Genomic DNA, 22,084 nt, shown 5'->3' with positions numbered 1-22,084 from the left:
CTTTTCCTATTCGGTCCACGGCACCGCGACGGCGCCCACGGCGAAGACGACGACTGCGAGGAGCGCGAGCATCCCGAGGGGACCCGCCCAGTCGCCACCGGAGAACGTGAGCGCACGCACCCCGCGTGCGAAGTACGTCAGCGGCGACAGTGCGGTCACCGGCCGGAACCACGCCGGGAGGAGGTCGGTCGTGACGAACGTCTCCGAGAGGAACAAAAGCGGGAGGGCGACGGCGTTGCTCGCGGCGATGACGCCGTCTTGGGAACTCGAGAGCCGCCCGATGATGGAGCCGAGTCCGCAGAACAGCGCCACCCCGAGGGCGACGAACGGGACGAGCGCGAGGCTCGCGGGCGCGAGCGGAACCGACGCCCCGGTCAGGAGAACCACGAGCACGAGGAGCACGAGCGCCGCGAGGCCGATGACGACCACGTTCACGAGGGTGTGTGCGAGGAGCCACTCTCCGCGCGACAGCGGCGTCGTCGCCAGCTTCTGGAAGCGGTTTCCCTCCCGATGCCGTGCGACGGTCGAGCCGACGCGCGACAGCGGCGTGAACAGCACGACGACGGCCAGGTAGCCGGGGACGTAGTAGCCGGGAGGCTCCGCGAACAGGCCGCCGCCGGTGGGCTGGGTCTGCACCAGCACGCCGAAGATGAGGACGATGATGACCGGGAAGAAGAACGTGAAGAACACCGCGGTCCGACGGCGGAGGAAGGAGTACCAGGCGGCGGTGAACTCGGCGGAGACGCGACCGAAGCGGCTCATCGTCCCTCCTCCGGCCCCGCACTCGTCTCCGTGCCCGCACTCGCACCCGTACCAGCACCAGCACCGTCACCGACGGCGACCGACCCGTCGTCGCTCTCGCCCGCGGACGCCGGCGGCGTGACGCCTCGCTCCTGCCCCTCGAACGACTCGCCGGTGAGCGACAGGTAGACGTCTTCGAGCGACGGCTCCGACCACGCCAACGAGCCGTAGTCGACGCCTGCCTCGTCGAGCGTCGTCGCCACGTCGCCGATGTCGCGCGGGTCGACCCCGCTGACGACGAGTCCGTCGGAGACGACCGAGACCGCGTAGTTCCCGTCGAGCGCGTCGGTCGCCTCCCGTGCCGACTCGGTCTCGACGGCGAGCGTGCTCTCCCCGCCGTGTTCGCGTATCAGTTCGTCGGGGGAGCCGACCGCGACGAGTTCGCCGCCGCGGACGAGTCCGACGCGGTCGGCGAGGCGAGCCACCTCCTGCATCGAGTGGCTGGTCAGAAAGACCGTCGTCCCGCCGGCCGTGAGGCGGTCGACGAGCCGCCAGACCGCGCGCCGGCCGGCCGGGTCGATTCCGGTCGTTGGCTCGTCGAGGAAGAGCACGTCCGGGTCGTTCACGAGGGCGGCACCGACGCACGTCCGGCGCTGTTGGCCGCCCGAGAGGTGCTCGTACCAGGTGTCGGCCGTATCGGCGAGTCCGACCTCGTCGAGGACGACGTCGGGGTCGCGCGCCGCGTCGTAGAGGCCGGCGTAGTGCGAGAGCAGTTCCCGGGGCGTGAGCCGTGCCGCGGGGGAAAAAGACTGCGGCAGGAGGCCGAGCCGGTTCGCGTCGACGGCTTCGGGTGGCTTTCCGAGGACGCGGACCGTCCCTTCCACGCTCGTCGTGCCGGTGAGCCCCCGGACGAGCGTGGTCTTGCCCGCCCCGTTCGGGCCGATGAGACCGAACACCTCGCCGGCCCCGACGGAGAGGGAAACCCCACGAAGCGCCTGAACGTCGCCGTAGGACTTTCTGACGTTCTCAGCGACCAGTACCTCGTCCATACCGTACGCTGACAGCGGTTCGGGGGTAAGCGTTGGCTTTTCTGTCGCTCCCCGCGGGCGCGGTGAGCACGGGACCGACGACAGCGACCGGGTGGAACCGGTCGGCTGATGTGCGGGCGGTCGCGTCTCCGAGACGACGCCTCGACTCGACGTGGTTCGACAGAGCGACGCGTTCGGGTCCCGAACCCCCGTCCGACGTCCGTCTCAGATCGGCCTCGGGAACGTCGAACCCGAGTTGATCAGTGTCGGGGCGGCGACCGTCACGCCCGCTGCGACCGCCGTCGCAAGGACTGTCACGACGAGCGGGGGCGACGTCAGGTAGATGGTGATCCAGGCGACCGCGATCGGGACGCCCGCGACGACGGCCTCCTGAAACGTGAGCATAGACGTCGGGCGGAGTCGATGCCACGCGACTCCGGCACCCAGTGAGGCCCCGAGCCACTGACCGGCCTTCCAGACGACTTCGGGAGAGCCCATGCTCGCCAACACGGCCAGGACGCCGAGACCGACGCCGAGGGCGAAGACGCGGGAGGGTCGTCGACTTCCGACGGTCGTCGCGACCGCGAACAGGCACAGACCGGCGACACAGCCGACGAGGATGTCGACGAGAAAGTGTACGCCGAGGACGACTCGCGACCCGGCGACGAGGACCACGCCGAGTCCCGCGACCGCCCATCGGACCCGTCGCTCGCCGAGGTCGAGTTTGTACGCGATGGCGGCGAAGACAGCGGTCGTCCCGAGCGCGTGACCGCTCGGGAACGCGTAGCCGGACCCGGTCGTGATGCTCTGAAAGACTCCTCCCAGGGCGGTCGGGAGCCACATCGGAATCTCGACGGTCCCCGCGCCGGGGGGTCGGGGACCGACGAAGACGTTCTTGAGGAGGTCGATGAAGGAGAACGCCGCGAACGTGACGCCGAGAACGAACGCTCCGTCACGGGAGTCCCGAACGCCCGTCCGTTCGCTCTCGGCCAGGTAGATGAACGCCGCGACGAGCAGCAGGAACCACGGGTCGCCGAACTGCGTGACGATTCCGGCGACGAGGAGGACGATTCCGGCCTGTGGGGACAGGGGCTCGAAGTACTCGGTGCTTCGGTCGGCGAGGGAGATGTCGGGGCCCAGAACCGAAAGGACGGCGAGGAGAAGCACGACTGCGGTAGAGGCCGCGACCGCAGCCCAGTTCCGTCTGTTCATCCCCCGGAGATAGGGGCTGGGCGAAAAACAACCTTGTGGAGTCAGCCTCGCCAGTCAGTCCGAACACGCGTGCATTCAGGGGCGGATACCTGTTCGGCGTGAGGTGGTCGTGCTCCTCTGACTGTCGTCGTCACTCTCTGACTGTCGTCGTCACTCTCTGACCGTCGTCTGCTCGCGGAAGAGCTTCGAACGAGGACGGACGCCCCCGACTCAGGCGTCGCTCGACACCACTCGTCGAACGGTGCGGAGACCGACGAACCGCGGGACCCGTGCCGCGTACCGGTCGTACGCCTCGCCGAACTCCGCCCGCAGGTGCGGTTCTTCGGCACGGGGCAAGAGCAGGACCCACCCGACGTGGACGGCCGCGAGCGCCATCACGAGCGACGAATCGGCGAGCAGGGCGAACCCGGGCACGCCGACGGTCATCCCGAGGTACTGTGGGTTTCGGGTGTAGGCGTACGGACCGTCGGTGTAGAGGTCACCGGTCACGCCCATCGTCTCGTCCGAACGCATCGTCCGTGCGCCCCACGCGAACAGGGCGGTGCCGAGAAGCGTGAGGGTTGCTCCGCCCACGAGCGTCACCGGACGAGCCAGTCCCCACGCGCCCCAGTCGAGGACGGCGGTAGCCACGAGGGCCACGTCGAAGAGCGCGACGAGCGTCCAGTGCCAGTAGTACGCGGGCGTCCTGTCGCCGGGCGGCCACCAGTCGTAGTCGGCCGACAGCGTTCCCAGAACCAGCACGTACACGCCGGCGGCCGACAGCAGGCCGACCCCGAACGCCAGTCGTGTCGGTGTCATGTGAGCGTGTGTTGGGCGTCGAAACGGGAGCCGATACTGCCTCACGTGCGAGGTGGTTATTTAAGCAACCGAGCGGGTTCGGCGGAGAGACACCGCCCGGGAGGGCTCGCCGTCACGTCACTTTTCGGGCCCCGGCACCGACACGCGCTCGCCACGCTCGGCCGCCTCGTAGGCCGCCTCGGTGAGGGCGACGACGCGTCGGCCGTCGGTCGCCGGAATCTCCAGTTCGGCCTCGCCGTCGATGGCGTCGACGACGTTCCCGAGTTTGCGGCGGGTGAGTTCCTCGAAATCGGGGACGGACGGAGTGGTCTCGTAGGTCATCCCCGCCTCGCGCACGGTGATGGTGTCGCCGTCGAACGAAATCGTCCCATCGGTTCCCCAGATGCGCAGCGATTCGCCGGGGTCGGGGACGGAGGTGCCGTCGCCGGAGACGCCGACGCTCGCGGTGATGGAGGCCGGGTTCGGCTGCCGCGTCCGGACGGCCGACTCGCGGCGTTCGAGGGTCATCGTGAGCGCGCTGTTGACGTCGACGTCGTGCCCGCGGCGGTCGACCGTCGCCGTGACCGTGGTGGGTTCCGCCCGAAGCGTCCAGCAGAGGACGTCGAGCAGGTGCGACCCCGAGTCGTACAGTTGGCCCCCGCCGGACAGGTCGGGGGTCGACCGCCACTGGTGTTGCGTCCAGCGAATCCACTCCTGTTCGAGGTGGCCGACGACCATGTGCGGTCGCCCGATGCGTCCGTCGTCGACGAGGCGTCGAATCTCCCGGAAGCGCGGGTCGAAGTGGCGCTGGTAACCGACCGCGAGGACGAGGCCGTGCGCGTCGGCCCGCGCGATGAGGTCGTCCGCGTGAGAGCGCTCCGTCACCATCGGCTTCTCGATGTGGACGTGGACGTCGCGGGAGAGACACTCGCGGGCCTGGTCGTAGTGGAGGGTGTGCGGCGTGACGATGGTGACGAGGTCGACGTCCTCGGACGTGAGCAGGTCGTCGAGCGTCTCGTACGCGGGGCGGTGAAGTTCGCTCTCGAACCGGTCGCGAGCGTCGGGGGAGGGGTCGGCTCCGCCGACGAGGCGAACTCCGTCGAGCGAATCGAGGACACGTGCTTCGAGACGGCCGAGGTCGCCGAGGCCGAGACAGGCGGCGTGGTGCATACCGGGGTGCGAGCGGGAAGCCCGATAAGCGCGTGGGTCGGGGCAGTCTGCCACTCCGGCCGTGACAGCCGCAACCCCGAGGGTTTTGTGGACTCTCGGACAACCGACACGTATGAGCATGGACTACAGACGGCTCGGCTCTACTGGCACGAAGGTGTCGGAGCTCTGCTTCGGGACGTGGCGGTTCGGCCGCGACTCGCCCGACGGCCCGGAGACGACGCGCGACGAGGCACACGAACTCCTCGACCGGTTCGCCGAACACGGCGGGACGTTCATCGACACCGCGAACGTCTACGGCGACCCCAACGGAACGAGCGAAACGTGGATCGGCGACTGGCTCGCCGGCCGCGACCGCGAGCAGTACGTCCTCGCGTCGAAGGTGTACTTCGGCTTCGACGGGTCGAACCCCAACGGCTCGGGGCTGTCGCGGACGCACATCCGACGACAGATCGAGGGGACGCTGGAACGGCTCGGCACCGACTACCTCGACGTCTACTACATCCACCGCTGGGACGACGAGACGCCAATCGACGAGACGCTCGCCACCCTGACGCGCCTCGTCGACGAGGGGAAGGTGAACTACCTCGGCGCGTCGACGATGGCCGGCTGGAAGCTGATGAAAGCCCTCGGGAGGAGCACCCAGCACGACTGGGAGCGCTTCGAGGTCACCCAACCGCTGTTTCACGCGGCCTACCGCGACGACGTCGCGGACTACCTCGACGTCTGCGCCGACCAGGACCTCGCCGTCTGCCCGTACTCGCCGCTCGCCGGCGGGTTCCTGACGGGGAAGTACGAGCGCGCGGACCCCGACGACCCCACGAAGGTGGAGGCGCCCGACGGCTCGCGGGCCACGATTTACGAGTCGTTCTCGGACTACTACCTCTCCGAGCGCGGCTGGCACGTCCTCGACGCGATTCGAGAGGTCGCTGACGACCTCGATGCGACCCCTGCCCAGGTCGCACTCCGGTGGCTCATGGAACAGGAGGCGTTCACCTGCGTCCCGATTGTGGGCGCGCGGACCGTCGACCAACTGGACGAGAACGTCGGCGCGTGCGACATCTCGCTTTCGACGACTCAGTTCGAGCGAATCGAAAACGCCCGGTACGAGGACCCCGAATCGAAGCGGCGCTGGGGACACTGAGTCGGTACGCTCGAAACGTCTGCGCGGCCGTCGTGCGGGGGCGCGACGGTCGCGGCTCCGGCCGCGACTGCACGCGAGGTCTTCACGAGAGAAACGAGTGAAGGCTCGAAGCGACGCAGTCGCTTCGGTGGGTGAGTATCTCTCCCGTTATCGACACCGGACCACAGAACCCGGCCGCAAACGTCACCTGGTCACCGAACCCTCTTATCCGAAGCCGCGGCCACCCTGCCCCGAACGGTGACCTGACTACGGACGTGCGGCGGGCAGCGGTTGTCCGGGGCGACGCCGCACGAAGGGAACTGTCCCGGCTGTTAGCCAACGACGCTCACGCCAACTCGGCGTCGCGGACGAGGTCCGCGACCACGTGGACGTAGAGGAGCACGGCGACGAGGAAAGCCACTCGTCCGTCGACCCAGAAAGAGAGTGCGACGAGCACGCCCCGACGACCAGATGCGAGAGGAGACGGTACTGTCGGAGGCGCGGTTCGTCGACGTCGGCGAACACCCGTTCCTGGTCGACAAGTCCCACCCGTGGGTTCGTGACCGCCCGGCGGAGGTTCGACCAGTCCCCGCGCATGACGCGCGCGATGAGGAAGTGGTCGAGGTCGACGAACACGGAGAGGAACACGCCCGCGACCCAGAGGGCGGCCTGCGCCGGAAGCGACTCGCCACCGAAGAGCAGGGCGACGGCGACAACGCCGACGAGCGCGCCGATGGTCGCGTGTTCGGCCGACTTCATCTCATCTCATCTTCTCTCGTCGTCTCCTCGTTCTCGTCTCGTGTTCGGCCTGGTCGAGGGAGCATCTCGTCTGCGTCGTCGGCTCAGACGTACTCGCGGAGACGTCGAGTTATCTCGTCGACGTCGTAGGGGTCGTCGGCCTTGTCCCACACGACGTCGCCGTCGACGCGAACCTGGAGGACGCCGTGGTCGCCGGTGACGAGCGCGACCCTGTCGAGTCGCTCACCGAACTGCTGGAGGAGCGCGCGCTGGATGTCCTGTGCGCGGTCGAGGAAGCCACAGGGGACGCAGTACTCGATTTCGACGGCGGTCATGTACGGGAGTTCGGTGGCGAGAACAAAAGCGGTCCGGGACCGGCCCGGGCCCGACTCAGAGGAGTCTGCGCAGCACCGGATACGTCGCGCCGAGGACTAGCCCGTAGACCCCGTGACCCACGAAGGCCATCAGCGAGAGGTTCGGCAGGGGCGGGGCGTTCGGGAATCCGACGGCCGAGAGCCACAGCGGCATGGCGATACCCGCAGTCGGGATGGTGAGGATCAGGCCGTAGACGAGGCCGAGAACCGCACTCGAACCGACGCCTTCGGCGTACGACCGGGTCGGCGAACGGGTCGCGAGCAGGGCGAACCCGAGGCCCAGGACGGCCCCGTGGAAGAGGTGAATCGCCCAGCCGACCGCGAGGTTCGGGCCCGAGATACCGTAGAGCGCGGGAATCGCGACTGCGATGACGCCCGTCGCGCCCATCAGCATCTGTACCGCGCCGAACACCACGGTGCCCGCGATACCGGCGATGCCAGCGCTCAGCCAGGCGTTCGATACCGATTCGGTCGTCTCCGAAGTGACTACGGAACCCATACCGAGTCGTGTCGCTCGTGTAGGATTTAACGGTGCTCCGGTGCAGCGCCGTCGACGCACTTCCGCCGGGAGGGGCGTCTCTGTCGGCGGGGAGGACACTGGTCACCGTGCCAGGGGACGCCACGTCAACAGCGCGACTGTCGCGAGGAACGCCGCCGTCGAGATGTCGTAAGGCCAGGTGGTCGCCGCGGCGACGACGACAGAACCCGACCCGAACAGGGTAGTGACGAGCGAGCCGACGACGGGCCAGGTACACGAGACGCACGAGAGCAGACCGAGCGACCCCGAGAGCGCGGTCCCGGCGGCGTCGATGACGGTTGCGTAGACGAGATACGCGAGCGAGAGGTAGCCGATCACCTTGTACGGCATGAGGATGACCATGAGCCACGACCCCTGGTAGACGAGCGCCGGCCCCCATCCCGGGGGGAGCAGTCGGAGGTCGAACGACGACGACGCCGAGCCGTGACTGTGGAGGTGTCCGTCGGTGAGGAGCGAGGCGAGCGGGCTGGTGTGGCTCGGTCCGACGACGCCACCGGCGACGGCGAGCACGAGGAAGTAGCCGCCGGCGACGAGCATCGCGACGCGCTTCGTTGATCTGCTCGCGTCGGCGGGCCGCGTCTTCGCGACGGCGTACAGCCCCGCGTTGATCCAGAGAAACGCGTAGACGATGAACCGCCACGAATCGACGGTGACCGGCTGAGCGGCGAGGTAGAGGAGGACCGCGAGAACCTCGGCGTTGACGACGACGGCACCGACGAGCAGGTCGGTCTTCGTGGGACGCCAGTCGAGGCGGGTGACGGTTGACATGTGGATGCGGTTCGAGCGGAGCCTCAGAGGACGAGCGTGTCGACGACGATGGCCAGCAGCAGCGCCCCGAGGTAGGCGTTCGAGGCGTGGAACGCGCGGAACGCCGCCCCCTCGCTCTGTTCGTAGTGGAGGCGGACGACCGCCCAGAGGAACACCCCGCCGAAGAGGACGCTCGTGAGGACGTAGACGGAGCCGAGGGCGGTCATCGTCCCCAGCGCCCCGGCGGCGACGAGCGTCGCGCCGAGGTACCAGAGGATGTGTTTTCGCGTCACCGTCTCCCCGCGAACGACCGGCATCATCGGGAAGCCGCCGCGCTCGTAGTCGTCCTTGTACGCGAGGGCGAGGTTGTAGAAGTGTGCGGGCGTCCAGAGGAAGATGACCGTCGCGAGGAGGAGCCCACCCCAGCCGACCGACCCCGTGACGGCGACCCAGCCGATGAGCGCGGGGAGCGCACCCGCCGCGCCGCCGATGACGGTGTTCTGGACGGTGTTCGGCTTCAGCAAGAGGGTGTAGACGACCGAGTAGAAGGCGATGGCCCCGAGGCCCAAGACCGCAGCCAGGAGATTGACGGAGGCGAACAGCGCGACCGAGGCGACTCCGAGGGCGGCCGCGAACGCGAGCGCGTTCCGAACGGGAACGACGTCGGTCGCCAGCGGTCTGTCGGAGGTGCGTTGCATCTTCCGGTCGATGTCACGTTCGAAGACGTGGTTCAGCGTGCCCGCCGAGCCGATAGAGAGGACGCCGCCCCCGAGCGTCGCGAGCATCACCTCCGGGGTGAGCCCCGGGTGGACCGAGCCGGCGAGCGCCATCGCGGCGCTAGCGACGAGACAGAGCAACCACATCAACCGAGGCTTCGTCAGCCGGAAGTACGCGGATGCGACCGTCTTCACCCGCGCGAGCGGCGCGTCCGGAACCGACGGTCGGTCGCGTCCGCCGTCGACCGGTTCCTCGGGACGGTTCGGTTCGACGTCGCCGGTTCCGGTCGTCGGCGCGTCGTTCGATCCGGTCCGCGTTTCGAGCGTCCACGCCAGTGCGACGACGAGGCCGGCGAAGATGCCCATCCCGACGACGAGGTGGGCCGCCCGGAGGAGTTCACCGGCGGTGGTCGCGACGAGCGCGCCCAGTCCGGCCTGCAGCGGGTAGAGGAGGGCCGAGACGGTCGTCGCCGCGCGAACCCGTCGCGACTCGCCGCCCCACCAAGCCGCGACGAGCACTGCGGCGACGAGGAGGCCGACGAACACCGCCGCGATCCGGTGACCGAGCGCGACGTAGCCGTCCGTCGTCGAGGGGAGAGCGAGGCCGTCGCCGCACGCCGGCCACGCCGCACACGCCGACGCCGCGTCCGTCAGCGCGGTCGTCGCACCGACGAGCAACAGGAGGTAGACCGCCATGGCCGCGGCCGCGAGGAGGCCGGGGAACCGTCCTCGGCTTCCTTCCCACGCCCGCGACTCGCGTACGTCGCGCGACATATCTATCGTGGCTTGGGAGCCGTCCTACTTAGACACCCCGCTTCGGTCGCCGCTCGCACGTGTTCGGAACCGCACATCGTGGCCCACCGACGGGCCCCGAACCCCCGGACGACGCGCCGGTGACGGCCGAGTCAGTAGGTATTTACGTAACAGTTCCCAAGCCCCGCTTAGCAATGAGACGGACGCGACTCGGGCTCGTCACACTCCTCTCTGCGGTCGTCCTCGCACTGGCCGCTGACCCCGTCGCCGCACAGGCGTCCGCGACGTCGGGCCTGATAAACGAGCTCAACGGAAAGCTGCTGTACGTTGCCATTCCCATCACCGTCATCACCGAGGCCATCCTCATCTACACGGTGATCCGGTTCCGGCGCAGCGACGACGCGAAGCCGACGAAGGAGAACCGCCGCCTCGAGATCACGTGGACGGTCGCGACCGCCGCCGTCCTCCTGTTCGTCGGCGTCGCCTCCTACGGCGTGCTCGCGAACCCGAACGTCACCTACATGCCGTCGATGGACCAGGGTCCCGGTCAGGACGACGTCGTCGTCGAGGCCGAGGCGTACCAGTGGGGCTGGAACATGCGCTACCCCGAGGAAGGTAACATCAGCGCTCCCAGCGCCGAGGGAGGCCCCCAGATCGTCATCCCGAAGGACACCGACGTCTACTTCGAGATAACCTCGACCGACGTGATACACGGCTTCGCCGTCCCCGAACTCGGGTTGAAGCAGGACGCGATGCCCGGCGCGACGAACACCATCAAGACCGTCGCCTACGAGGAAGGAACCTACCAGGGCTACTGCACGGAGTACTGCGGCGTCGCTCACTCGCAGATGTACTTCACCGTCAAGGTCGTCTCTCAGGAGGAGTACCAGCAGTTCCTCGAAGAACAGCAGTCCACCCCGACCCCGACCGCCACGCCGAGCGGCAACTCGACGGCGACGGCAACGGCCACGCCGAGCGGCACGTCGACCACCACCGGCACGTCGACTGCCACCCCGAGCGGCACGTCGACCGCCACCCCGACGTCCGCGCCGACCGCGACCGGGACGGCCACGGCGACGCCGAGTAACTGAGGACCGACGCGGCAGCCTCGCCCACCACCACTGTTTTGCGCTGTCGACCGACAGACACGCTCCGGACCCGCTGAACGCTCCGCTCTCGTCTCGGTTCTCGGTTCGCTGACTGGCTCGAACGAGTCGTGAGCGGGCCGGGTTCAGTCGCCGCGCTCTGAGAGGATCCGGTCGATGATGCGGCCCGTCGAGAGGAGTTCATCCTCGTAGACGGGTTCGCGCGCGGAGGCGCGGGCCACCTCGCAATCGAGGCCGCGCGCGGCGAGCGCGTCACCGAGCGCCTCCTCGTCGTGGTGCTGGTCGTGACCGAGGACGATGACCGCGGGGTCGATTTCGCGGATCGGAACGAAGATGTCGTCCGGGTGGCCGAGGCGGGCGTGGTCGACGACGGCCAGGGCGGCGACCATGTCGCGGCGCTGGCGGTCGTCGAGGACGGGCGGGGCCTTGTGGGTGACGTTCCCGCGGCGGGCGACGATGACGTGGAGTTCGTCGCCCATCGCCCGGGCCTCTTCGAGGTAGTGGAGGTGTCCGGGATGGAGCAGGTCGAACGTCCCCTGTGCGACCACTCGTCGCTCGGTCACAGGAGGTCCTCCTCGGTGAAGTCGAAGAAGTCGCCCGGGTCCGGGAGGTCGACCTTCAGGACCGGCAGGCGCGTCGGCTTCCCCTGGGAGTCGAACGCGCGCCAGTCGTCCGGTTGGTACGGCGCGCCGAGGATGAGGTGGACGGCCCCCGATCCGAACGTCGCGAGGTCGGCGTCGCTGGGTCGAAGGACGCCGTTGGGATGAGAGTGGACCGAACCGACGGCGGAGAAGTCGTTCGGCACGAGTTCGGATCGGACCGTCGCGCTCACCTCGTTCGATGTCGTTCCGGGGATGACGAGCACGTCGGTGATGACCGTCCCGTCGCGGTCGAGGTCGAGCGCGCGCGCGGCCTCGCCGCGGAGAAAACCCATGTACTCGTTGGGGTGGGTCTCACGGGAGGCTTCGAGCGCGAACCGGAGCGCGTCGGCCGCGATTCCGACGACCTCGCTCGACCGGAACAGAGGCATACGCCACCCTCGGGTGCGTCCGCATCTAAGCGTTCCGGTACCCCGGAGTTGGCAGTCGATTTCGCGGAGAGAGGGGGCCAAAACGGGGCCGAACACATCATGAAACGCTTATCACTGGCCGACCGCCACTTTGACGTATGACTACTGAGGACGCCGGGGATTCCGGCGCGGACGCGGGTCCGAGTTCGGACTCGCGGCCGACGGTCTACGATCTCGCTCCGAACTGTACGCTCGACGAGGTAGAAGAGGGCAACTACTACCACGCGGTCGTCAACGGCGTCGTCGACTACGGCGTGTTCGTCGACGTCTCCGACGTCGTCTCCGGGCTCATCCACGAGTCGAACCTCGACACCTCGTACAGCGTCGGCGACCGCCTCGTCGTCCGTCTCGACGAGATTCGCGACAACGGCGACGTCTCCTTCGCCACCGCCGGGGTCGACAGCTACCGCACGGAGACCGTCGACCACGTCCCGACCATCACCGGCATCGCCGACATCGAGACCGGGGCCGAGGTGACCATCGAGGGCACCGTCTCACAGATCAAACAGACCGGCGGCCCCACCGTGTTCCGAATCGTCGACCACTCGGGCATCGTCGCCTGCGCCGCGTTCGCCGAGGCCGGCGTCCGCGCCTACCCCGATGTCGAACTCGACGACGTCGTGCGCGTCGTAGGCACCGTCGAGGAGCACGACGGCGCCGCGCAGGTCGAAGTCGACGACGTCACCCGTCTCGACGGCGAGGCCGCGTCGGAGGCCCGCGACCGCATCGAGTCGGCGCTGACCGAGCGCGCCGCTCCACACGCGGTCGACACGTTCGTCGAGTGGCCCGCGTTCGAGGCCATCCACGAGGACTTAAAAGAGGTCGCCCGCCTGCTCCGACGGACCGTACTCGAAGGCCGGCCGATCCGCGTCCGCCACCACGCCGACGGCGACGGGATGTGCGCGGCGCTCCCGGTCCAGTTGGCGCTCGAGCGGTTCATCGAGCGGACCCACGACGACGACGACGCCTCGCGGCACCTCTGCAAGCGCCTCCCCTCGAAGGCCCCCTTCTACGAGATGGAGGACGTCACGCGCGACCTCAACTTCGCGCTCGAAGGGCGCTCCCGGCACGGCCAGAAGCTCCCCCTCCTCCTGATGCTCGACAACGGCTCCACCGAGGAGGACGTCCCCGCCTACCGGAACCTCGCACACTACGACGTCCCCATCGCCGTCGTCGACCACCACCACCCCGACCCCGAGGCCGTCGACCCGCTGCTCGACGCGCACGTCAACCCCTACCTCCACGGCGAGGACTACCGCATTACGACGGGGATGATGTGCGTCGAACTCGCGCGGATGATCGACCCCTCTGTGACCGAGGAACTCCGCCACGTTCCCGCCGTCGCGGGGCTGTCGGACCGCTCGAAGGCCGAAGTGATGAACGACTACATCGACCTCGCCGAGCAGGAGGGCTACCCGCGGGAGAAACTCGAAGCCATCGGCGAGGCGCTCGACTACGCCGCCCACTGGCTCCGCTACTCGGACGGACAGTCGCTCGTCAACGACGTGCTCGACGTCGGCTGTGACGACGACGAACGCCACGAGGAACTGGTGTCGTTCCTCTCCGAGCGCGCCGAGCGCGACGTGGAACGCCAACTCGACGCCGCCGAACCGCACGTCGAACACGAACGGCTCGACAACGACGCTCACCTGTACCGCATCGACCTCGACCGCTTCGCCCACCGCTTTACCTACCCCGCGCCCGGGAAGACGACGGGACAGCTCCACGACCGGAAGGTTCAGGAGACGGGCGACCCGGTCATCACCATCGGCTACGGCCCGGACTTCGCCGTGTTGCGGTCCGATGGCGTTCGACTCGACATCCCGCAGATGGTCGCCGAACTCAACGAGGAAGTCGTCGGCGGTGGCGTGTCCGGCGGCGGGCACCTCGTCGTCGGCTCCATCAAGTTCGTCAAGGGGATGCGCCGGGAGGTCATCGAGTCGCTCGTAGAGAAGATGGCCGACGCCGCCATCGACGACGACCTCTCCTCGACGGCCGTGCTGGACGACTGATTCCTGAGCTCCGGCCCTCGGCCTCGACTCCGATTCGGTACGGTTCACCTGTCGACCAGCGTTCCGTCCGACACGATAGTCGGAGAGAGGGGACGTCCGAGATACGCTTATGTGTGTTCCGTGCTAACGTACATCGTTATGTCGACGGGAGAACTCGTCTACGAGGGGCCGGGCGGGGAACCAACGACGCTGGAACTCGGAGACGACCACGTCTGGTACGACGCCGAGATCGATCACTGGGTGGTCGCGAGGAAGTGGTCCGACCGGGGGGCAATACGCCCGTCACGTACGTTCCCGTGGGCCGCGTCCTCTCTGTCACGGTCACGTACAACGTCATGGAGGGAGAGCGCGTCCCTAACCCGCCGGAGGACGTGACGTCCGACGAGTGACTGGCTCCGGGATACGCTCGCGCTCGCACCGAGTGCGTCACCCGTACGTATCGAACCGCAGTCTTCGCCACGCCAACACGACCCCCGCCACCCCCGCGACGACAGCAACCCACACCAACCCACCGGCCCCCGACCGCCCTTCCAGTCCGCCGCGAACACCTCACGATAGTAGTTCGACACGGCCTCGCCCTCCAGCGCGACGACCACCTCGCGGTTCTCTCGACTCGAATGTGAGTTCCAGTTCAGACTCCCCACCAGCACGGTGTCGTCGGCGACGACACCTTTCGCGTGTATCTTCTCGAATCGCTCTCCGGGCGCGGCGAGTTTCGCGGTGAGCGGCAGGTCCTCCCGCTCGGCCCGGCGGTTCAGCCACTCGACCGTCGCCTCGTTCTCCTCGCGGACGTACCACGCTCCGGAGAGGAGAATGCGGACCTCGACGCCTCGACGGGCGGCGTCGAACGCGGCACGAGTGAAGGAGTGGTCGCGTTCGACGGAGACCTGCACGACATCGAGGCGCTCCTCCGAGTCGTCGATGACCCTCACGACTTCGCGCTCGGCGTTGCCGGGGGCGGTCAGCAGTCGGAGCGAATCGACGCGAACGCGGGCGGATTCGTGACGGGTTTCGAAGGTCTGTTCGGAGAGCGGGTCGCTCTCGGTGAACGCCCGCCCCCGGCGGAAGCGGGTCCACGAGGTGACGTCTCTCCCCGCGATATCCGAGGCGAAGAGCGCGGCGAGGTCGGACGCGAGCGCGGGCGAGTCGATGCGGACGCCCCACCCTCGACTCGACCGCCCACCGACGCCCGCGGGCTTCCAGTTCTCCGTGAGGACCAGCGCCGTGTGGTCGACGACGGCGTACTTTGGATGATGGAAGGAGAAACGAGCGGCCTCGCCGCCGATGACCCGGACCTCGACCCCGGCGTGAGCGAGTCGGTCGAGCATCCGCGCCTCACGGGTCGTGAGGCCGCCGACGGGTGCGTCGTCGACGAGGACGCGAACGTGGACCCCCCGGTCGGAGGCGTTCACGAGCGCGCGCGTGACCCGCGGGGAGGTGAACGTGTAGCCCGCGAGGAGAACTCGGTCGTCCGCGGCACGAAGCGTGTCGAGCGCGACGTCGGGGGAGTCGGGGAGAACGAACGCCGTCGCCTGCGCCCCCTCGTAGCGCGAGACGGGTCGTGGCTCGTAGCCGAGCGGACGCCACTCGCGCTCCGTCCGTTCTCCGTCCGCGTCGAGGAGGAGTCGCTCGCCGGCGGGGGCAGACTCGTAGACGACGGTGTCGACGACGGTCCCCTCGCGTTCAAGCACGAGTCGCTCGCCGCCGTTAGCGAGTTCGAGCCCCGGCACCCCGACGACCGGGTGGTCCGTGAGCGCCCGTGCGGCGGTCGGGTCGGCGGAGAGCGCGACGGTCCCCCCGGGCAGGGAGACGTCGACCGCCCGCTCGCCGTCGGAGAGGGTGAGGCTCTGTGGGGTCGAAGAGGAGACGGCGACGAACTCACCGACGTCGCCGTCGGCGAGGGGGTTCGGGTACACCGAGACGATCCGTGGACCGGTCGCCGTTCCCGTCGCTGACACGGCCGGAGACGTTCCAGCGACGACCGAGAGGACGACGAGCGCGACGAGCGCGACGTGGACGGCACACGAACGGGGTGAGCGGTGAGAGCGAGACACGCCACGCGGTGGCCGCCTCTTCGGATAAGAACGCTCGGACGGGGAGGGACAGAAAAGAGAGGAGAGACGTTACGCCGTGGGGGCTTCGGCGTCCGATCCCGACGTGGAGAGGGTTTCGGCGGCGCGTTCTGCCTCGTGTTGGACGACGAACGCGGAGTCGTCGGTGGCGTCGGCGGCGGCCTCCAGCGCGCGTTCGGTGCCGATCTGTCGGAGCGCCCACGCGGCGGCGGCGCGGACCTTGTCGTTCTCGTCGTCGGTCAGCGCGTCGGTCAGGGGGTCCACCGCGCGGGTGTCGCCGATGAGGCCGAGCGCCCGGGCCGCGTGCGGGCGGACGTTGTCGTTGTCCATGACGAGTTTGTCGGCGAGCGCCTGGGTGGCCTCCTCGGAGCCGATTTCGGCGAGAGCCTTGAACGTCACCTTCTGCAGGGCGGGGTCCGAGTCGGCGTCGACGTACTCGACGAGGGTCTCGACGGCCTCTTCGGCGTCGGCACCCATCTTCCCGAGCGCCTTGATGGCGGGCTTGCCGCGCTTCTGGGCGCGGGCGTGCATCTCCTCGAACGCGCCGGGGTCGCCCATGCGAGTGATGGCTTCGAGGCAGTTTTCCTCCATGAAGCCCGAGTCGCCGAGTTTGTCGAGCGCGAGAAGCACCATCTCGACGTTGCCGCGCTTCTCCCACTCCTTCACCGCGGACCACTCGGGCGGGAAGTCCTTGTAGTGGCCGAGGCAGTCGTAGAAGCCGAGCGCCTCTAACTGCTCGTTCACGAGAAGGTCGTCCCACTCTTCGGCCTCTTCGAGCCCCGTCGAGAGCGCGTCGGTCGCCTCCAGGAGGGCGGCGATCTCTTCGGCGTCCTCGTCGGCGTCGAAGTCGGCCTCGGTGACGGCGTCGGCGACCGAATCGAGCGCGGCCACGAGGTCCTCGGAGTCATCGCTCTCGGGCGTGAAGTCGCCGTCGAGCGTCTCCGAGACGGTGTCGGTGAAGCTCCTGACCGCCTCGGCGACTTCGTCCTCGCCCTGGTCGGTCCAGCGGGTTTCTTCGATCTTCGTCTTCGCCGCCTCGATCTCGGACACCACGTCCTCGCCGTAGGGCCCGCGGGCCTCCTCCAGTTCGCCGCGGAGTTCTTCGATCCTCGATTCGAGGTCGGCACGCGGATCCTCGGCGTCCTCGTCGTCCTCGTCGGGTTCCGGCAGGTCCGCGTCTTCGAGGTCGCTCTCGATGTCGTCGAGGGTGGCTTCGACCTCGTCGAGGTCCGACTCCGTCTCGGCGGCGTCCAGTTCCTCCTCGACGGCGGTGAGGCGTTCGTCGAGGCTCTCTGCGGTGTGTTCCTCGTCGGTCTCTTCGGTTTCGTCCGCGGCGGATTCCTCGTTGGCCTCGTCGGTCTCGGCCGCGGTGGACTCTTCGTCGGTCTCGTCGGCCTCGTCCGCGGTGGATTCCTCGTCGACCTCTTCGGCCTCGTCCGCGGTGGATTCCTCGTCGGTCTCGTCGGATTCGGGTGATTCGTCGGGCCCCTCGTCTACCCCGGATGACTCGTCGGCCTCGGGTGACTCGTCCGCGCTGGGTGTCTCGTCGGCGTCGTCCCCGTCACTCATACGTCGGAACTCCGGCCGTCTGTGAAAAGAGCGTTTCCATATCGGTCCAAGTGAAACGGAGTCCAGACACCCGTCGACGATACCCGGTGGTGAAACCGCAGTGGAGAGGAGTGAGTGAGGCGGACCGACACGGAGCGGATGCGGGTTCGGCGAACCCACACGTCACGTCGCCGCGTTGTCCACCTCACTCTGCTGTTACAGACGCCCAAGATAAACCCCCGTAGCGGAGTCTCACGGTTGAGAAAGTGTCGGAGTTGAAAAATATCCGAGCGTTGCTCCGCCTACAGATGGGGACGTTATTGCTGGCTCTCCTCGACGGTCTTCCGGAGGGCCGCCTCGACCGTTTCGACTGAGCGGTCAGAAAACACTTACAGGCCCATCGGCATGGGTCGGACATGGCACAGTACGATCCCACCGACGAACTCTGTCCACGCTGCGAGGAGACCCTCCTCGTGAGCACGCCCGGCGAGGAGGAGCCGTGGTGTCCGTACTGCGACGACTGGCGGCGGAAGTCCGGCGGAACTGCGTAAGCGCGACACCGCCGGGTCACTCGGTTTTGAAGTCAGAGACCCCGAGATAGAAGGAACTCTCAGCGACGCGTCCGTAGCGGTCTCGTTCGACGTCGCACCTCCACGGGAAGACACCGAATCGAGCACAGCACCGAATAGGGAGTCTCCGTTCGTCGCTGGCGTCGGTACCGAAGAACGGGGACGAAGCGGGTGGCGACCGCGGTCCTACCCTGTGGGGGAACCATGACAGAACCCACGTCGTTCGCGGCCGCCTGCTGGTCTCGTACGACCAGCGGACCTATTACGTGTTCGACACGTATGTGTGTGTCTCTGCTCGGGTCGTCACCGCCAGAGGGTGTGTCGGAGCTGAGGATAACTTTTCGCGTCGCCAAAAATATTTTTTACAAAACCCAAGCATAAAGTGACCTGCCTCCTAACGTAAGGACGCAATGAGCACTCAGCGAACTGTCAAGCAGGATGCAGATACCGTCGAAGGGAGCGAAGCGCTCCGCATCGACGCCGACCGCGCGGAACAACTCGTCGATGCACTCAACACCGACCTCGCGGCGACGTACGTCCTCTACCACCAGCTGAAGAAGCACCACTGGGTCGTCGAAGGCGCGGAGTTCCGCGACCTCCACCTCTTCTTAGGCGAGGCCGCCGAGGAGGCCGAGGAGTTCGCCGACGAACTCGCAGAGCGGGCACAGGCGCTCGGCGGCGTCCCGCTCTCCGGCGGGGCGACCTACGAGGAACACGCTCCCGTCTCCCACGAGGGCCAGGACGTCTACGACATCCGAACGTCCCTGGAGAACGACATGGAGATGTACGGTGACATCATCGAGACGCTCCGCGAGCACGTCGAACTCGCGGAGAACCTCGGCGACCCGGCGACGGCTCACCTGCTCCGCGAGAACCTCATCGAAGTCGAAGACGCCGCCCACCACATCGAACACTACCTCGAAGACGACACGCTCGTGCTCGAGGAAGCGACCCACTGAGGCGGACTGCCGTCGCTGTGTACCGGTCGACCCGGTCGTGGCTGACAGCGACCCGTACGAGGTAAAGGCCGCAGGGAGCACACGCCGCTCGATTCTATCGTATTTCGTCGAGTCCGACAGTGGCGTCGCTCGCCAGCCACCCGTCGGTGTTACCGTCTTCGGTGAGAACGAGCCGATTCGGCGACGCGTGCAACGCCGACACCGTCGGTGCGGGCGCATCAAGGTCGGTCGCTTCGGAGGTGTCGGACGCCGGGGCGACGTCAGGTTCGCTCATACCTTCGCGTGAGTGCCTGCCACGGATAAGGTTTTGGCTCGCCTAAAACGAGGAGAACACAACGTATAACGTTCCCAGGACTAACTCCCTGTAATGAGTTCGTCGCTGTTCTCGCCGTACACGCTGCGCGAGACGACGCTGCCGAACCGAGTCGGAGTCTCCCCGATGTGTCAGTACTCCGCGGTCGAGGGGGTCGCGACCGACTGGCATCTCGTCCACCTCGGGAGCCGAGCGGTGGGCGGTGCCGGCCTCGTGATGACGGAGGCGACCGCCGTCTCGCCCGAGGGACGCATCTCGCCGGAGGACCTCGGCATCTGGACCGACGAGCAGGCGGACGCGCTCGAACGCGTCGCCTCGTTCGTCCGCGACCAGGGTGCGGTTCCCGGCATCCAGCTCGCACACGCGGGCCGGAAGGCGAGCACGCGCCGTCCCTGGGAGGGACGGGGGCCGATTTCGCCGGCCGACGGCGGCTGGGAGGTACTCGCGCCCAGCGACGTCCCGTGGCCGTACGAGGACGCCGACTCGCCGCCGGTCCACGCCCTCACCGAGGCGGAGATAGAACGCGTCGTCGAGGAGTTCGTCGCGGCGGCCGAGCGCGCACGCGAGGCCGGCTTCCTCGTCGCCGAGGTTCACGCGGCTCACGGCTACCTCCTCCACCAGTTCCTCTCGCCGGTCACCAACCGCCGAACGGACGGGTACGGCGGCGACTTCGCGGGGCGGACCAGGCTCGTTCGGGAAGTCGTCGAGGCGGTCCGGGGGGTGTGGCCCGACGGGCAGCCGCTTTTCCTCCGCGTCTCCGCGACCGACTGGCTCCCGCAGCGGGAGTCGTGGACCGTCGACGACACCGTCCGGCTCGCCGGCGACCTCGCCGACCTCGCAGACCTCGTCGACGTCAGCAGCGGCGGCGTCCACCCCGACCAGCAGCTCCCGGACACCGGACCGGGCTATCAGGTGCCGTACGCCGAGCGGGTTCGCACGGAGGCCGACGTCCCCGTCGCAGCCGTCGGCGCTATCACGACCCCCGAACACGCGGACGCGCTGGTTCGCAACGGGCGGGCCGACGTCGTGCTCCTCGGGCGCGAACACCTCCGTGACCCGTACTTCACACACCGCGCGGCGCACGAACTCGGCGCCGAGGAGCAGTGGCCGCCGCAGTACCGGCGCGCGTCGCGGCGGTAGCTCCGTCGTTGTTCGGTGGACGCATCGTGTCCTGCCGAGCGAAGGGCCTCGTCTGTCGAGCCGCGGTTTTCACGCGCACCAGCGACACCGACCCGTCTCCAGGCACCGAGACACACGTTCGCTCTCTCCGCCACGACACGAGCGCGGACGTTTTTGCCCGCGCCGCCCCAACGGAGGGTATGAGCCGCGACCCCGACCGCAACCGTGAGGACCTCGCTGCCCTCCTTTCGGACCTCCGAACGACGCTCGACGAACTCGAACGGACGCTCGACACCGACGACGCGACTCGTCGGCCGACCCGCCGCGACCCGCCCCGCGGGCGCGACGTCGTCCGGTTCACCGAGGAGTACACCATCCCGACCGTCATCTCGATCCTCGAAACGACGGTCCAGTCGCTCGAACTGCTCCGCGGCGTCCTCCGACTGGCAGACCCGGAGCGGGGTCTGCAGGGGGCGCGGGGGGACCTCGACGGCGTCGACCGACGAATGGTCGAGGGGACCGAGCGCGCGCTCGACGACCTCCGTCGCGCGCTCACGGGGACCGAGGAGCCGACCGACCCGGTTGCCCGGGACGTGTTCCGGGAGGCCCGCGACCTCTCCGCCGAAATCGAGTCCCGCCTCGCCGAGGCTCGGGGTGCGGAGCGGGACTCACGGTCGCGGGCGGAGCGCTCGGCGGGTCGGAGCGGGGGCGTCGTCATCCCGGTCGACGACGAGGAAGGTGACGCGAGCGACGAATCAGCCGCGAGTGAGGAGGGCGGTGAGGAACCGACCGACGAACCGGACTCGTCGGTGGCGATAGACGTGGATGCGGAACTGGAGTCGATCAGAGAAGAGGTGCGCGACGAGTCGGCAGTGACCGACGGAGACGACGACCGGCACGAGGACGAAAGCGACCGAGGCGAGGACGAAAGCGACCGGGACGAGAACGAACGCTGAACGGGACCGCTGTCAGTCGGTCCGGCAGCGATCGCACGCGGTCGTGCGGCCGAAGCGGGACACAGCGACGGTAGCCCCGGCGGACCTAGGAGGCGAGGTGGTACGTCTCGCCCTCGCCCTCGACGAGGCCCTTCTTCGAGAGGCTCTTCAGCAGCGGGTACAGCGAAATCTTCTGCATGTCCAGCGACGCCTGGAGTTCGTCGATGGTGCACGAACCGGACGCGCGGAGGTACAGGTAGACCAGTTTCGACGAGGTGGAGTCGAGTTCGGTCGGGATTTCGGGCTTCGTCTCGTTCGCAGCGCGGGTGAGGAGTTGCTGGCTCATTGTCTACTCAACGAATTGAACCGATTCCACTTAAGCTTACCTTGTATGGATGAATATACACTGTATATGATTAATATTGGGTATTATGTCCTTGGTCAAGCTTCACACAGGACGATCAGGTG

Annotated in this window: 23 protein-coding genes; 7 read left to right on the top strand and 16 right to left on the bottom strand. The window is 68.0% G+C overall.

The features are described 5' to 3' along the window. Nucleotides 1–6: 6 nt before the first annotated feature. The 5 genes from C2R22_RS06530 to C2R22_RS06510 all read right to left on the bottom strand — a co-directional run bounded on the left by C2R22_RS06530 (nucleotide 7) and on the right by C2R22_RS06510 (nucleotide 4,928). The gene (locus tag C2R22_RS06530; protein WP_103425045.1) at nucleotides 7–762 is read right to left on the bottom strand and encodes an ABC transporter permease; all 756 of its coding nucleotides are present in this window, start codon (nucleotides 760–762) and stop codon (nucleotides 7–9) included. Further along, nucleotides 759–1,790 carry an ABC transporter ATP-binding protein gene (locus C2R22_RS06525; RefSeq protein WP_103425044.1) on the bottom strand — a complete coding sequence of 344 codons (1,032 nt, stop codon included), beginning with the start codon at nucleotides 1,788–1,790 and terminating at the stop codon, nucleotides 759–761. The genes C2R22_RS06530 and C2R22_RS06525 overlap by 4 nt, the downstream gene beginning before the upstream one ends. 204 nt (nucleotides 1,791–1,994) lie before the next feature. Then, nucleotides 1,995–2,981: a phosphatase PAP2 family protein gene (locus C2R22_RS06520; protein ID WP_103425043.1), complete on the bottom strand. Its 987-nt coding sequence runs from the start codon at nucleotides 2,979–2,981 to the stop codon at nucleotides 1,995–1,997. 210 nt (nucleotides 2,982–3,191) lie between these two features. Further along, nucleotides 3,192–3,779, bottom strand: a complete 588-nt coding sequence (locus C2R22_RS06515; RefSeq protein ID WP_103425042.1) for a methyltransferase family protein — start codon at nucleotides 3,777–3,779, stop codon at nucleotides 3,192–3,194. Nucleotides 3,780–3,896: 117 nt separating this feature from the next. Next, the gene (locus C2R22_RS06510) at nucleotides 3,897–4,928 is read right to left on the bottom strand and encodes a Gfo/Idh/MocA family protein (protein WP_103425041.1); all 1,032 of its coding nucleotides are present in this window, start codon (nucleotides 4,926–4,928) and stop codon (nucleotides 3,897–3,899) included. Between the two features lie 112 nt (nucleotides 4,929–5,040). Between C2R22_RS06510 and C2R22_RS06505 the strand changes: the two genes are divergently transcribed. After that, the gene (locus C2R22_RS06505) at nucleotides 5,041–6,069 is read left to right on the top strand and encodes an aldo/keto reductase (RefSeq protein ID WP_216824803.1); all 1,029 of its coding nucleotides are present in this window, start codon (nucleotides 5,041–5,043) and stop codon (nucleotides 6,067–6,069) included. Between the two features lie 246 nt (nucleotides 6,070–6,315). Here the strand turns inward: C2R22_RS06505 and C2R22_RS06500 are convergent, their stop codons facing one another. The 5 genes from C2R22_RS06500 to C2R22_RS06480 all read right to left on the bottom strand — a co-directional run bounded on the left by C2R22_RS06500 (nucleotide 6,316) and on the right by C2R22_RS06480 (nucleotide 9,935). Further along, the gene (locus tag C2R22_RS06500; RefSeq protein ID WP_245902907.1) at nucleotides 6,316–6,807 is read right to left on the bottom strand and encodes a hypothetical protein; all 492 of its coding nucleotides are present in this window, start codon (nucleotides 6,805–6,807) and stop codon (nucleotides 6,316–6,318) included. Between the two features lie 83 nt (nucleotides 6,808–6,890). Beyond that, on the bottom strand, nucleotides 6,891–7,121 hold the full coding sequence (locus tag C2R22_RS06495) for a SelT/SelW/SelH family protein (protein ID WP_103425040.1): 231 nt from the start codon (nucleotides 7,119–7,121) through the stop codon (nucleotides 6,891–6,893). A 55-nt stretch (nucleotides 7,122–7,176) separates the two neighbouring features. Then, the gene (locus C2R22_RS06490; protein ID WP_103425039.1) at nucleotides 7,177–7,659 is read right to left on the bottom strand and encodes a DUF6789 family protein; all 483 of its coding nucleotides are present in this window, start codon (nucleotides 7,657–7,659) and stop codon (nucleotides 7,177–7,179) included. A gap of 102 nt (nucleotides 7,660–7,761) precedes the next feature. After that, the gene (locus tag C2R22_RS06485; protein WP_103425038.1) at nucleotides 7,762–8,466 is read right to left on the bottom strand and encodes a DUF7546 family protein; all 705 of its coding nucleotides are present in this window, start codon (nucleotides 8,464–8,466) and stop codon (nucleotides 7,762–7,764) included. 23 nt (nucleotides 8,467–8,489) lie between these two features. Further along, a complete protein-coding gene (locus tag C2R22_RS06480; protein WP_245902906.1) occupies nucleotides 8,490–9,935 on the bottom strand; it encodes a heme o synthase in 1,446 nt (481 codons plus the stop codon). A gap of 173 nt (nucleotides 9,936–10,108) precedes the next feature. On the opposite strand from C2R22_RS06480, the gene coxB reads away from it, so the two are divergent. Then, a complete protein-coding gene (coxB, locus tag C2R22_RS06475; RefSeq protein ID WP_103425037.1) occupies nucleotides 10,109–11,005 on the top strand; it encodes a cytochrome c oxidase subunit II in 897 nt (298 codons plus the stop codon). A gap of 140 nt (nucleotides 11,006–11,145) precedes the next feature. Here the strand turns inward: coxB and C2R22_RS06470 are convergent, their stop codons facing one another. Beyond that, complete coding sequence (locus tag C2R22_RS06470) at nucleotides 11,146–11,583, bottom strand: adenylyltransferase/cytidyltransferase family protein (RefSeq protein WP_103425036.1); 438 nt, start codon at nucleotides 11,581–11,583, stop codon at nucleotides 11,146–11,148. Beyond that, on the bottom strand, nucleotides 11,580–12,050 hold the full coding sequence (locus C2R22_RS06465) for a Mov34/MPN/PAD-1 family protein (protein WP_103425035.1): 471 nt from the start codon (nucleotides 12,048–12,050) through the stop codon (nucleotides 11,580–11,582). The genes C2R22_RS06470 and C2R22_RS06465 overlap by 4 nt, the downstream gene beginning before the upstream one ends. Nucleotides 12,051–12,187: 137 nt before the next feature. Here C2R22_RS06465 and C2R22_RS06460 point away from each other — a divergent pair, with 137 nt between their 5' ends. Then, nucleotides 12,188–14,101 (top strand): DHH family phosphoesterase, encoded by a 1,914-nt coding sequence (locus C2R22_RS06460; protein WP_103425034.1) that lies wholly within the window; start codon nucleotides 12,188–12,190, stop codon nucleotides 14,099–14,101. Nucleotides 14,102–14,334: 233 nt separating this feature from the next. Here C2R22_RS06460 and C2R22_RS06455 read toward each other — a convergent pair whose 3' ends face one another. Next, entirely contained in the window at nucleotides 14,335–16,155 is a 1,821-nt protein-coding gene (locus C2R22_RS06455) for a phospholipase D-like domain-containing protein (protein WP_245902904.1), read from the bottom strand. A gap of 69 nt (nucleotides 16,156–16,224) precedes the next feature. Beyond that, nucleotides 16,225–17,742, bottom strand: a complete 1,518-nt coding sequence (locus C2R22_RS06450; protein WP_103425033.1) for a HEAT repeat domain-containing protein — start codon at nucleotides 17,740–17,742, stop codon at nucleotides 16,225–16,227. Between the two features lie 395 nt (nucleotides 17,743–18,137). Here C2R22_RS06450 and C2R22_RS26870 point away from each other — a divergent pair, with 395 nt between their 5' ends. Then, nucleotides 18,138–18,272 (top strand): hypothetical protein, encoded by a 135-nt coding sequence (locus tag C2R22_RS26870; RefSeq protein ID WP_281259265.1) that lies wholly within the window; start codon nucleotides 18,138–18,140, stop codon nucleotides 18,270–18,272. A 428-nt stretch (nucleotides 18,273–18,700) separates the two neighbouring features. After that, nucleotides 18,701–19,249: a DNA starvation/stationary phase protection protein DpsA gene (gene dpsA / locus C2R22_RS06445; protein WP_103425032.1), complete on the top strand. Its 549-nt coding sequence runs from the start codon at nucleotides 18,701–18,703 to the stop codon at nucleotides 19,247–19,249. Between the two features lie 94 nt (nucleotides 19,250–19,343). On the opposite strand, the gene C2R22_RS06440 is transcribed toward dpsA, so the two are convergent. Then, complete coding sequence (locus C2R22_RS06440) at nucleotides 19,344–19,523, bottom strand: hypothetical protein (RefSeq protein WP_103425031.1); 180 nt, start codon at nucleotides 19,521–19,523, stop codon at nucleotides 19,344–19,346. Nucleotides 19,524–19,616: 93 nt separating this feature from the next. Here C2R22_RS06440 and C2R22_RS06435 point away from each other — a divergent pair, with 93 nt between their 5' ends. Both C2R22_RS06435 and C2R22_RS06430 read left to right on the top strand, forming a co-directional pair. Further along, nucleotides 19,617–20,702: an NADH:flavin oxidoreductase/NADH oxidase gene (locus C2R22_RS06435; protein WP_103425030.1), complete on the top strand. Its 1,086-nt coding sequence runs from the start codon at nucleotides 19,617–19,619 to the stop codon at nucleotides 20,700–20,702. 179 nt (nucleotides 20,703–20,881) lie between these two features. Further along, nucleotides 20,882–21,637, top strand: coding sequence for a DUF7547 family protein (locus tag C2R22_RS06430; protein ID WP_216824802.1), 756 nt, complete (start codon nucleotides 20,882–20,884; stop codon nucleotides 21,635–21,637). 85 nt (nucleotides 21,638–21,722) lie between these two features. On the opposite strand, the gene C2R22_RS06425 is transcribed toward C2R22_RS06430, so the two are convergent. Then, nucleotides 21,723–21,962, bottom strand: a complete 240-nt coding sequence (locus C2R22_RS06425) for a helix-turn-helix domain-containing protein (RefSeq protein ID WP_103425029.1) — start codon at nucleotides 21,960–21,962, stop codon at nucleotides 21,723–21,725. Nucleotides 21,963–22,084: the final 122 nt, after the last annotated feature.

Origin of the sequence: Salinigranum rubrum, from assembly GCF_002906575.1 — an archaeon.
GTDB classification, from domain to species: domain Archaea; phylum Halobacteriota; class Halobacteria; order Halobacteriales; family Haloferacaceae; genus Salinigranum; species Salinigranum rubrum.
Note: the sequence above shows the minus strand (reverse complement) of the source record. Positions and strands in the feature narration are given on the sequence as shown.

Coding starts and splice junctions, on each gene's coding strand:
- C2R22_RS06525 (WP_103425044.1), bottom strand. CDS start 1,790: ATGGACGAGGTACTGGTCGCTGAGAACGTCAGAAAGTCCTACGGCGAC.
- C2R22_RS06450 (WP_103425033.1), bottom strand. CDS start 17,742: ATGAGTGACGGGGACGACGCCGACGAGACACCCAGCGCGGACGAGTCA.
- C2R22_RS06515 (WP_103425042.1), bottom strand. CDS start 3,779: ATGACACCGACACGACTGGCGTTCGGGGTCGGCCTGCTGTCGGCCGCC.
- C2R22_RS26870 (WP_281259265.1), top strand. CDS start 18,138: ATGGCACAGTACGATCCCACCGACGAACTCTGTCCACGCTGCGAGGAG.
- C2R22_RS06460 (WP_103425034.1), top strand. CDS start 12,188: ATGACTACTGAGGACGCCGGGGATTCCGGCGCGGACGCGGGTCCGAGT.
- C2R22_RS06490 (WP_103425039.1), bottom strand. CDS start 7,659: ATGGGTTCCGTAGTCACTTCGGAGACGACCGAATCGGTATCGAACGCC.
- C2R22_RS06500 (WP_245902907.1), bottom strand. CDS start 6,807: ATGAAGTCGGCCGAACACGCGACCATCGGCGCGCTCGTCGGCGTTGTC.
- C2R22_RS06505 (WP_216824803.1), top strand. CDS start 5,041: ATGAGCATGGACTACAGACGGCTCGGCTCTACTGGCACGAAGGTGTCG.
- C2R22_RS06465 (WP_103425035.1), bottom strand. CDS start 12,050: ATGCCTCTGTTCCGGTCGAGCGAGGTCGTCGGAATCGCGGCCGACGCG.
- C2R22_RS06495 (WP_103425040.1), bottom strand. CDS start 7,121: ATGACCGCCGTCGAAATCGAGTACTGCGTCCCCTGTGGCTTCCTCGAC.
- dpsA (WP_103425032.1), top strand. CDS start 18,701: ATGAGCACTCAGCGAACTGTCAAGCAGGATGCAGATACCGTCGAAGGG.
- C2R22_RS06530 (WP_103425045.1), bottom strand. CDS start 762: ATGAGCCGCTTCGGTCGCGTCTCCGCCGAGTTCACCGCCGCCTGGTAC.
- C2R22_RS06435 (WP_103425030.1), top strand. CDS start 19,617: ATGAGTTCGTCGCTGTTCTCGCCGTACACGCTGCGCGAGACGACGCTG.
- C2R22_RS06430 (WP_216824802.1), top strand. CDS start 20,882: ATGAGCCGCGACCCCGACCGCAACCGTGAGGACCTCGCTGCCCTCCTT.
- C2R22_RS06440 (WP_103425031.1), bottom strand. CDS start 19,523: ATGAGCGAACCTGACGTCGCCCCGGCGTCCGACACCTCCGAAGCGACC.
- C2R22_RS06520 (WP_103425043.1), bottom strand. CDS start 2,981: ATGAACAGACGGAACTGGGCTGCGGTCGCGGCCTCTACCGCAGTCGTG.
- coxB (WP_103425037.1), top strand. CDS start 10,109: ATGAGACGGACGCGACTCGGGCTCGTCACACTCCTCTCTGCGGTCGTC.
- C2R22_RS06485 (WP_103425038.1), bottom strand. CDS start 8,466: ATGTCAACCGTCACCCGCCTCGACTGGCGTCCCACGAAGACCGACCTG.
- C2R22_RS06425 (WP_103425029.1), bottom strand. CDS start 21,962: ATGAGCCAGCAACTCCTCACCCGCGCTGCGAACGAGACGAAGCCCGAA.
- C2R22_RS06480 (WP_245902906.1), bottom strand. CDS start 9,935: ATGTCGCGCGACGTACGCGAGTCGCGGGCGTGGGAAGGAAGCCGAGGA.
- C2R22_RS06510 (WP_103425041.1), bottom strand. CDS start 4,928: ATGCACCACGCCGCCTGTCTCGGCCTCGGCGACCTCGGCCGTCTCGAA.